This is a genomic window from Streptomyces sp. NPDC051677 (genome assembly GCF_044453465.1).
In the GTDB taxonomy this organism is placed as follows: domain Bacteria; phylum Actinomycetota; class Actinomycetes; order Streptomycetales; family Streptomycetaceae; genus Streptomyces.
On record NZ_JBITCT010000009.1, the window covers coordinates 26,108 to 35,171 of the forward strand.

Consider the following 9,064-nt stretch of genomic DNA (forward strand, 5'->3'; position numbering starts at 1 on the left):
GCGGCGAGGGGACGCGGAGAGGATCGGGTGAAGGGATCACCCGGCCGCGGCCGTCCCAACTAGGCTCGTCCGCATGGACATTCTGGGAGCAACGCTGCGTGTCTGTGTCGACGACCTGGAGGCCGCGGTCTCCTTCTACGAGCGGCTGGCGGGCGCCGACGCGCTCCGCTTCGAGCGGGGCGGGGTGCAGGTGGCCGCCGTCGGCTGCTTCCTGCTGATGAGCGGACCCCCGGCCGAGCTGGAGGTGCTGCGCAAGGTGGCCGCGACGATCGCCGTCACGGACGTCGACGAGGTGCACAAGACCCTCACCGAGCTGGGCGCGGACGTCCTGGCCGGCCCGGTGCCGACGCCGGTGGGCCGCAACCTGATCGTCCGGCACCCCGACGGCGCGGTGTACGAGTACGCGGACCGGCGCGGGCACTAGGTCGGGCGGAAAATCCGTGGGCGGCGCCGTTTCCCGGACGTAGAGTCGGGCGTTTCGACGACCCCCGCGCAGGACCGACGGTGCGCGCCCAACCGACAGTGAGTGAGCGACAGTGAGTGAGCAGCACACCTATCGGGTGATCGTCCGCGGCACGTGGGACGGTCTCACCGAGGCGGCCCGTACCCGGCTGCTCGCCGAGGCCGCCGACCACGGGCTGACGAGCATGCGGTTCACCGAGGAGGGCGCCCTGTCGTACGAGTCGTCGCCGCTGAAGCACTTCTCGATGCGGTACGTGCTGGTGTCGGACGCGGCGGACGGCGAGGAGATGGCGGGCGCGCTCGCCGAGGAGCGCGCCGAGACGACGCTGCGGGAGCTCGGCTACGGCTTCGCCGGCTTGAGGTCGACGGTCACGGACCTCGACACCATGAAGATCAACTTCAAGCCTGCGTCCCGCCGTTGACCGTCCCCGCAGGGCCCGCCTCCGCAGCGATCGTCTCCGCGGTGATCGCCCAACGCTCGTGGTCGCGCCACTCCCCGTCGATGTAGATCATCTTCGGGGAGAAGCCCTCCAGCCGGAAGCCACAGGCCCGGGCCAGGGCGATCGACGCGGCGTTCCCGGGCTGCACGTTGATCTCCAGCCGGTGCAGCCGCAACGGCCCGAAGGCGTACCTCACGACGAGGCCGAGCGCCTCGCGCATCAGCCCGCGCCCGGCCGCGTGCGCGAAGACGCCGTAGCCCAGCGCACCGCACTGGAAGCCGCCCTCGACGATGTTGTTGATGTTCACGAACCCGGCGACGGCCCCGTCCTCCCGGGTGCAGACGAGGAAGCCGGCCTTCGACGGATCCTCTATCAGCCGGCCCGCGTAGGCGGTGTAGGCGTCGGCGGTGGCCGGCGGGAACAGCCACGGACGGTGCAGGTCCTTGCTCTCCCGCGCCCGGGCGGTGAACTCCGGCCCGTCCGCGTAGGTGAAGTGGCGTATACCGGTGCGGGGGCCCTCGGCGAGGTAGCGGGATGCGGTGTGCGGCATCGGGTCAGCGTACGACGCCGGTCACCTCCGCCGGGTCCTGGAATACGCGAAGTACGCCCCGCACAGCGCGCCGACGATCCCCGTGGCGAGCAGGGCCGCCCACAGCGGCATCGTCACCTCGGGGATCAGCAGCCGGATCTTCGTGGCGCGGGTGTTCTCGAAGATGAAGATCAGGGCGAGGACGGCGAGCACCAGGACGGCGATCCGGGCGGGCGTCAGCGCCCCGGCCACGCGGCCGCTCCGCACGTCGCGCTCGGAGGTCGCGGAGCTCTTCGACGTCTTCGAGGTCTTCGGGCTCATGTCACCAGGGTGAGCCCGAAGCCGCCGTCACGCACGGTGAGACGTGCCCTCCGGGTGAGGCGTGCCCGCGCGCCACGGCGCAGGGCGGGAGGTCAGCGCAGGGCGGGGGCGTCGAGGGTGAGGGCGCCCGCGTCCGCGTCGAGTGCGGCGCCCACGCCGAAGGGCACGGTCACCGCTCCCTCGCAGTGCCCGAAGCCGAGCTCCTCGACCACGGGGACGCCGAGGCCGCCCAGCCGGTCGGCGAGGACCGGCCGCAGCTTCTCGTACGGGCCGCACCGGTCCCAGGAGCCGAGCGCGATGCCCGCGACGCCGTCCAGCCAGCCGGTGCGCAGGAGTTGGGTGAGGGCCCGGTCCACCGCGTACGGCGACTCCCCCACGTCCTCGATCAGCAGCAGTCCGCCGCGGGCGCCGGCGTGGGTGTGCGGGGTGCCGTGGCCGGTGGCCAGCAGCGCCAGACAGCCGCCCATGGTGACGCCCCGCGCCCGGCCCGGGGCGAGGGCCGTACCGGTGGAGGCGAGCGTGCGGACGGTCTCCGGGGCGAACAGGGTGGCCCTGAGGTGGTCCTGGGCCCGGGCGTTCTTGATGAAGTCGACGCCCGCGGCCACCGGCCCGTACAGCGTGACCAGGCCCAGGCGGACGGCGAAGGCCTCGTGCAGGGTGGTGGCGTCGCTGAAGCCGACGAACACCTTCGGGCCGGCCGCCCGCATCGCGTCCCAGTCGAGCAGGTCGACGACGCGCTGGGCGCCGTAGCCGCCGCGTGCGCACAGCACGGCGTCGACGGCCGGGTCGCACCAGGCCCGCTGCAAATCGGCGGCCCGGTCGGCGTCGGCGCCCGCGAGGTAGGGCAGCCGGTCGTGCCGCTCCAGCACATGAGGGGCGACCACCGGGTCGAGGTCCCAGCCGCGCAGCAGGTCGAGACCGGCCTGGAGCCGCTCCTCCGCCACGGGTCCGCTGGGCGCGACGATCGCGACCCGGGCGCCCGCGGCGAGCCGGGACGGCCGCACGAGTTCCTTCACTGCACGAGCTCCAACCTCGGGACACCGGGCGGACGCAGCCCGAACACCTGAGCGTACAGCGAGAGCTCGGCCTCCAGGGCGCGCACCATCGTCGCCGCCTTCCGGAACCCGTGCCCCTCCCCCTCGAACGCGAGGTACGCGTGCGGCGCCGGCCGCCCCGCCAGCCGGGCCAGGAACCGCTCGCACTGGGCGGGCGGGCAGATCACGTCGTCCAGGCCCTGCAACAGCAGGAACGGCACGGTGATCCGGTCGGCGTGCTCGACGGGCGAGCGCTGCGCGTACCGGGCGGGAACCTCGGCGAGGGGTCCGACGAGACCGTCCAGGTAGTGCGACTCGAAGTCGTGGGTCTCCCCCGTCGCCCAGCCCACCAGGTCCAGCACGGGGTAGAGAATCGTGCCGCAGGCGTAGACGTCGGTGGCGGCCAGCGAGGCGGCGGCGGTCCAGCCGCCGGCGCTGCCGCCGCGGATCGCCAGCCGGTCGCGGTCGGCGGTGCCCTCGTCGGCCAGGGCCAGCGCGACGGCCGCGCAGTCCTCGACGTCGACCACGCCCCACTGCTCGCGCAGCCGCTCCCGGTAGGCCCGCCCGTACCCGGTCGACCCCCCGTAGTCGACCTCGGCGACCCCGATGCCCCGCGAGGTGAAGTAGGCGATCTCCAGGTCCAGCACGAGCGGCGCGCGATCGGTGGGCCCGCCGTGGGCCCAGACGACGTACGGCGGCAGTTCGTGGCCGGGGGCCACGAGCCCGGGGTGGTGCGGCGGATAGACGTGCGCGTGGACGTCACGGCCGTCGGGCCCGCTGAAGGTGCGGATCCGGGGCTCGGGGTAGTGGGCCGGGTCCACCGCGTCGTCGTGCGCGGCGCCGATCACCCGGGCCCGGCCGGTCCGGGCGTCCAGCTCCACCACCTCGTACGCGCTGCGCGGACTGGCCGCGACGGCGACGACGTGGTCGCCCTGCACGGCGAGGGTCGAGGCGAACTCCGTCCACGGCCCCGCCGCGTCGATGAGCTCCCCCGTCTGCGGATCGAGGATCCCGAGCGCGGTGGCCCCCCGGCCGTGCACCACGGCCACGAGCCCGCTGTCCAACGGCGCGAACCAGCGGTGTCCGAGCTTCCACAGTGCCCCGCCGAACTCCTCCTCGCGCGCACAGACCGGTTCGTGGTCGCGGTACAGGTTCCACCAGCCACTGCGGTCGCTCACATACAGGAGACAGCCGTCCGCCGACCCCGACCAGTCGACCTGCGCGATCGACTCCTGCGGCCCGCCGGCCACCACTCGGGCTCCGACCAGGGTTCCGTTTGGCGTGACGTCCGCGACGACCACATCCGTCCCCTCCCACGGCATCCGCGGATGGTCCCAGGCCAGCCAGGCGGCCCGGCGGCCGTCGGGCGAGAGGCGGGCCCCGGTGACGAACCGGCGCCGGTCGTCGGTGAGTTCGCGTACAGCGTCCTCGTCCTCGGCGGCCGACCCGTCCAGCGGTACGGCGGCCAGGACGCGGCGGACGTCGGTGGGGCGCTCGCCCGTGAACTCCTCCAGCACGCACCAGACTTCACCCCGGTCGAGCAGCAACTGCGGCTCCGCCCAGCGCAGTCCGCCGCCCACGACGGACACGGGAGTGAGCGGGCGCGGCTCGGCGCCGGGGCCGGGCTGGTACGCGTACAGCCGCTGGTCGGCGAAGTTCACGAACACCACGAGGAGTCGGCCCTCACGCACGGCGCCGGCCCAGGGTTGTCCGCCGTACTCGACGACCCGGCTGCGGACGTTCCAGGGCGCGGGCAGGACGGACTCCTCCGTGCCGTCCGCGCGTCGCCGGACGAGGGTGCGGCGGCCGTTCTCGGTCGGCCGGGGCGCCGTCCACCACACCTCGTCGCCGACGAAACCGACGTACTCGGGACGTCCGTCGTGGGTGGCCGCGAGGGTCGCGTCGATGGGCGAGGGCCAGGAGCCGTAGGGCAGGACCTGCACGTTCTCCCCCGCTCGCCTAGGCCGTCCGCAGGAACCGGTCGAGGACGCCGACGCCGAAGTGCAGCGCCTCGACCGGGACCCGTTCGTCGACCCCGTGGAAGAGGGCCTGGTGGTCGAAGCCCTGCGGGAGCTTCAGCGGCGCGAAGCCGTAGCCGGTGATGCCGAGCCGCGAGAACTGCTTGGCGTCCGTGCCGCCGGACATGCAGTACGGCACCACGTGCCCCTCGGGCGCGAACTCCTCGACGGCGGCGCGCATCCGGGCGAAGAGCGGCGCGTCGACCGGTGCCTGGAGGGCGACTTCGCGGTGGTGGAACTCCCAGTCGACGTCCGGGCCGGTGAGTTCGTCGAGGGTCGCGCGGAACTCGTCCTCGGCGCCCGCGAGATACCGGCCGTCGACGAACGCGACGGCCTCCCCGGGGATCACGTTGATTTTGTAACCGGCGTCCAGCATGGTCGGGTTGGCGCTGTTGCGCACGGTGGCCTCGACGAGGGCGGCGGCCGGGCCGAGCTTCTCCAACAGGCCGTCCACGTCGCGCAGATCGGTCTCGATGCCGTACAGCGCGGCGAGTTCGGTGAGGGCGGCGCGGACGGTGGGGGTGAGCCGGAGCGGCCATGGGTGCTCGCCGATGCGGGCGACGGCCGCGGCCAGCCGGGTCACCGCGTTGTCCCGGTTGACCTTGGAGCCGTGTCCGGCGCGCCCGCGCGCGGTCAGCTTCAGCCAGCCGGTGCCGCGCTCGCCCGCGGCGATGGGGTAGAGCTCACGTCCGGCGCCGTCGTGGAAGGTGAACGCGCCCGATTCGCCGATGGCCTCGGTGCAGCCCTCGAACAGCCCCGGATGGCGGTCGGCGAGGAACCCGGAGCCGTCCTCGGCGGTGGCCTCCTCGTCGGCGGTGAAGGCGATGACGAGGTCGCGCCGGGGCCGCACGCCCTGCCGCGCCCAGCCCCTGAGCACGGCCAGGATCATCGCGTCCATGTTCTTCATGTCGATGGCGCCGCGCCCCCACACCACCCCGTCGCGTACCTCCCCGGAGAAGGGGTGCACGCTCCAGTCGGCGGCCTCGGCGGGGACGACGTCCAGATGACCGTGGACCAGCAGCGCGTCGGCGGCCGGATCGGCGCCCTCGATCCGGGCGACGACGTTGGTGCGCCCCGGGGTGCGTTCGAGCAGCGTCGGCTCGACGCCCGCCTCGGCGAGCAGCGCGGCCGCGTACTCGGCGGCGGGCCGCTCCCGGCAGTCCCCGCCGCCCCGGTTGGCGGTGTCGATGCGGATGAGGTCGGAGGTGAACCGCACCACCTCGTCCCGTGCCTGCGCGTCAGCCATGCCGCTCCCGCTCCCGCCCGTGCCGGGCCTGTGCCGCTCAGCCATACTGCTCCTCGATCGCGGCCGCGACGATCGTGGTGACCGCCTTGAAGGCGCGGATGCCCTCGTACATGGTTGCGCTGGTGCAGGCGACCTTCCGCTCGCCGATGCGGGCGACACCGGGCACCAGGGTGGCCGCCATCGCCAGGTGCTCGGCGTCGAACTCCACCGCGACGGTGAACGGCCCACCGCTCACCGGTTCCTGACGGGCCGCCAGCCGCGCCGCCGCCTTCGCCGCCGCCCGGATGTCGGCGGCGGTGCGGGCCGGCGTACGGCACACGGCCGCGTACCGGGAGACATGGTCCTTGACCGCGACCTTCAGCGCCTCGGGCGCGTACCCGAGCGCGTCCTCGCAGGCCACGTCGTCGCCGGTGACCAGGACGACGGGCACGCCGTACTCGGCGACGACGTGCGCGTTGAGCAGGCCCTCGCTGGCCCGTACGTCGTTCAGCCAGACGCCGGTGATCGAGTTGGCGAGGTAGGTGTGGGCGAGGACGCCCTCCATGCCGGCGCCCGCGTGGTAGCCGACGAAGGCGATGCCGTCGACGTCGCCGTGCTGGACGCCCTCCACCATGGAGAGGGACTTGTGCCGGCCGGTGAGCAACTCCACCCGCTCGTCGAGCTGTTCGAGGAGCAGGTTGCGCATGGTCCAGTGGGCCTCGTTGACGAGGACCTCGTCCGCCCCGCCGTCGAGGAAACCCCGTGCGGCGGCGTTGACGTCCGAGGTGAACAGCGACCGGCAGCGCTCCCACTCGGCGGTCCCCGGCAGCACGTCGGCAGGCCAGGTGACACCGGTGGCGCCCTCCATGTCGGCGCTGATGAGGATCTTCACGTCCGGCCCCGTCCACTCAGGAGTACCCGAGCCTAGGGCCTGTCCGACGGATCGCGCGGCAGGAGCGGGGTGTGGCGGCGACACGGCCGTGAAAATACCCCAGGGGGTATCTCTGTTACGGTGGATGCCAGATACCCCCCGGGGTAATTCTCGGATTCCGTGAGGGAGTGAGTGTGCCGTGTTCCTTGTCGACGTTCTCCAGACCGAGGGGCTGGGCCATCGCAGTCATCTGGCGGGCGGCGCCCGCGCGGCGGTGGTCGTGGACCCGCCGCGCGACATCGACCGCGTGATCGCCGCGGCGGCGCGCCGCGGGGTGCGGATCGTGGCCGTCGCCGAGACCCATCTGCACAACGACTACGTGACCGGTGGGCTGGAGCTGGCCCGGCTCACGGGGGCGCGCTATCTGGTGCCGGCCGGGGCGGAGGTGGCGTACGCGCGTGTGCCGGTCGCCGACGGGGACGTGGAGCCGATCGACGAGGACCTCGTGCTGCGGGCGGTGGCCACCCCCGGGCACACCCCGCACCACACCGCGTACGTTCTCGAGGAGGCGGGCCGGCCGGTGGCCGCGTTCACCGGCGGTTCGCTGCTGATCGGCAGCGTGGGCCGGCCCGACCTCGTCGAACCGCGGCTGACCGAGCGACTGGCCCGGGCGCAGCACGCCTCCGCGCACCGCCTGGCGCGGGAGCTGGCGGACGAGGTGGCGGTGCTGCCCACGCACGGCTTCGGCAGCTTCTGCTCCTCTGCGCAGGCCGACGGCGCGCACAGCACGATCGGCGCCGAGAAGGCGTCGAACCCGGCGCTCCTGCAGGACGCCGACGCGTTCGTGAAGGAGCTGCTGGCCGGGCTGGACGACATCCCGGCGTACTACGCGCACATGGGCCCGGCCAACGCGGGCGGCCCCGCCCCGGTGGACCTGACGGCGCCGCGGCGCGCCGACGCGGGCGAGATCGCCCGGCGGCTCGCGGCCGGCGAGTGGGTGGTGGACCTGCGCAGCCGGGTGGCGTTCGCCGCGGGGCACGTGGCCGGGGCGGTCAACTTCGAGGTCGACGGGCAGCTCGCGACCTATCTGGCCTGGCTGATCCCGTGGGGCAAGCCGGTGACGCTGCTCGCCGGGAGCGCCGAGGACGTCGGGCGCGCCCAGCGGGAGCTGGCCCGGGTCGGCATCGACCGTCCGGCCGCGGCGGCCGTCGGCTCGCCCGCCGACTGGCTGGTGGACGGAGCACGCCCGGCCTCGTTCCCACGGGCCACGTTCGCCGACCTCGCCGCCGCCCGCCGGCACGGTGAGGAGATCACCGTGCTCGACGTGCGCCGGGACGGCGAGCGGGCCGGCGGCTGGATCGAGGGCAGCGTGCACCTCCCGGTCCACCAGCTCCCTGGGCGGCTCGCCGAGGTGCCCGCGGGCACGGTCTGGGTGCACTGCGCGGGCGGGATGCGCGCGGCCATCGCCGCCTCCCTGCTCGACGCCGCCGGCCGCGACGTGGTGGCCGTCGACGACACGTTCACCAAGGCAGCCGCCACCGACCTCACCCTCCTCGCCCCCACCCAACACACCCCGGACCTCGACACCCCAAGCCACGCCACCACCGACCACGGCACCCCGGCCCACGCCACCACCGCCGACGACACCCCCAGCCACGCCACCACCGCCGACGACACCCGGGGCCTCGACACCCCGGCCCACGCCACCACCGACCACGCCACCCCCGCCGACGACACCCCGGCCCACGCCAACACCGACCACTACACCCCCGGCCACGGCACCCCGGGCCACGCCACCCCCGACCACGCCAACACCGACCACTACACCCCCGGCCACGGCACCCCGGGCCTCGACACCCCGGCCCACGCCACCACCGACCACTACACCCCCGGCCTCGACACCCCGGCCCACGCCACCACCGACCACTACACCCCCGGCCTCGACACCCCCGACCACGGCACCCCCGACCACGCCAACACCGACCACTACACCCCCGGCCACGGCACCCCGGGCCACGCCACCCCCGACCACGCCACCCCCGCCGACGACACCCCGGCCCACGCCAACACCGACCACTACACCCCCGGCCACGGCACCCCGGGCCTCGACACCCCGGCCCACGCCACCACCGACCACGGCACCCCCGACCACGGCACCCCCGGC

The 9,064-nt window shown here is 74.1% G+C and carries 8 protein-coding genes and 1 pseudogene; 3 read left to right on the forward strand and 6 right to left on the reverse strand.

The window, feature by feature from the left end; all coding sequences use genetic code 11:
- Positions 1-73 precede the first annotated feature (73 nt).
- Entirely contained in the window at positions 74-424 is a 351-nt protein-coding gene (locus tag ACIBAF_RS12740; RefSeq protein WP_399463196.1) for a VOC family protein, read from the forward strand.
- Positions 425-536: 112 nt separating this feature from the next.
- A complete protein-coding gene (locus ACIBAF_RS12745) occupies positions 537-884 on the forward strand; it encodes a DUF6204 family protein (RefSeq protein ID WP_399463197.1) in 348 nt (115 codons plus the stop codon).
- Here the strand turns inward: ACIBAF_RS12745 and ACIBAF_RS12750 are convergent.
- The 6 genes from ACIBAF_RS12750 to ACIBAF_RS12775 all read right to left on the reverse strand — a co-directional run bounded on the left by ACIBAF_RS12750 (position 862) and on the right by ACIBAF_RS12775 (position 6,921).
- Entirely contained in the window at positions 862-1,452 is a 591-nt protein-coding gene (locus ACIBAF_RS12750; protein WP_399463198.1) for a GNAT family N-acetyltransferase, read from the reverse strand. The two genes, ACIBAF_RS12745 and ACIBAF_RS12750, sit on opposite strands and share 23 nt — an antisense overlap.
- A gap of 21 nt (positions 1,453-1,473) precedes the next feature.
- Positions 1,474-1,752 (reverse strand): DUF1049 domain-containing protein, encoded by a 279-nt coding sequence (locus tag ACIBAF_RS12755; RefSeq protein WP_399463199.1) that lies wholly within the window; start codon positions 1,750-1,752, stop codon positions 1,474-1,476.
- A gap of 92 nt (positions 1,753-1,844) precedes the next feature.
- Positions 1,845-2,768, reverse strand: coding sequence for an LD-carboxypeptidase (locus ACIBAF_RS12760; RefSeq protein ID WP_399463200.1), 924 nt, complete (start codon positions 2,766-2,768; stop codon positions 1,845-1,847).
- Positions 2,765-4,729 (reverse strand): prolyl oligopeptidase family serine peptidase, encoded by a 1,965-nt coding sequence (locus ACIBAF_RS12765; RefSeq protein ID WP_399463201.1) that lies wholly within the window; start codon positions 4,727-4,729, stop codon positions 2,765-2,767. The genes ACIBAF_RS12760 and ACIBAF_RS12765 overlap by 4 nt, the downstream gene beginning before the upstream one ends.
- Positions 4,730-4,745: 16 nt before the next feature.
- Positions 4,746-6,050, reverse strand: coding sequence for a M20/M25/M40 family metallo-hydrolase (locus ACIBAF_RS12770; protein ID WP_399463202.1), 1,305 nt, complete (start codon positions 6,048-6,050; stop codon positions 4,746-4,748).
- A gap of 37 nt (positions 6,051-6,087) precedes the next feature.
- Positions 6,088-6,921 (reverse strand): M55 family metallopeptidase, encoded by an 834-nt coding sequence (locus tag ACIBAF_RS12775; RefSeq protein WP_399463203.1) that lies wholly within the window; start codon positions 6,919-6,921, stop codon positions 6,088-6,090.
- A 178-nt stretch (positions 6,922-7,099) separates the two neighbouring features.
- On the opposite strand from ACIBAF_RS12775, the pseudogene ACIBAF_RS12780 reads away from it, so the two are divergent.
- Positions 7,100-8,464: pseudogene (locus ACIBAF_RS12780) on the forward strand (rhodanese-like domain-containing protein); the annotation flags it as partial.
- Between the last annotated feature and the right edge of the window lie 600 nt (positions 8,465-9,064).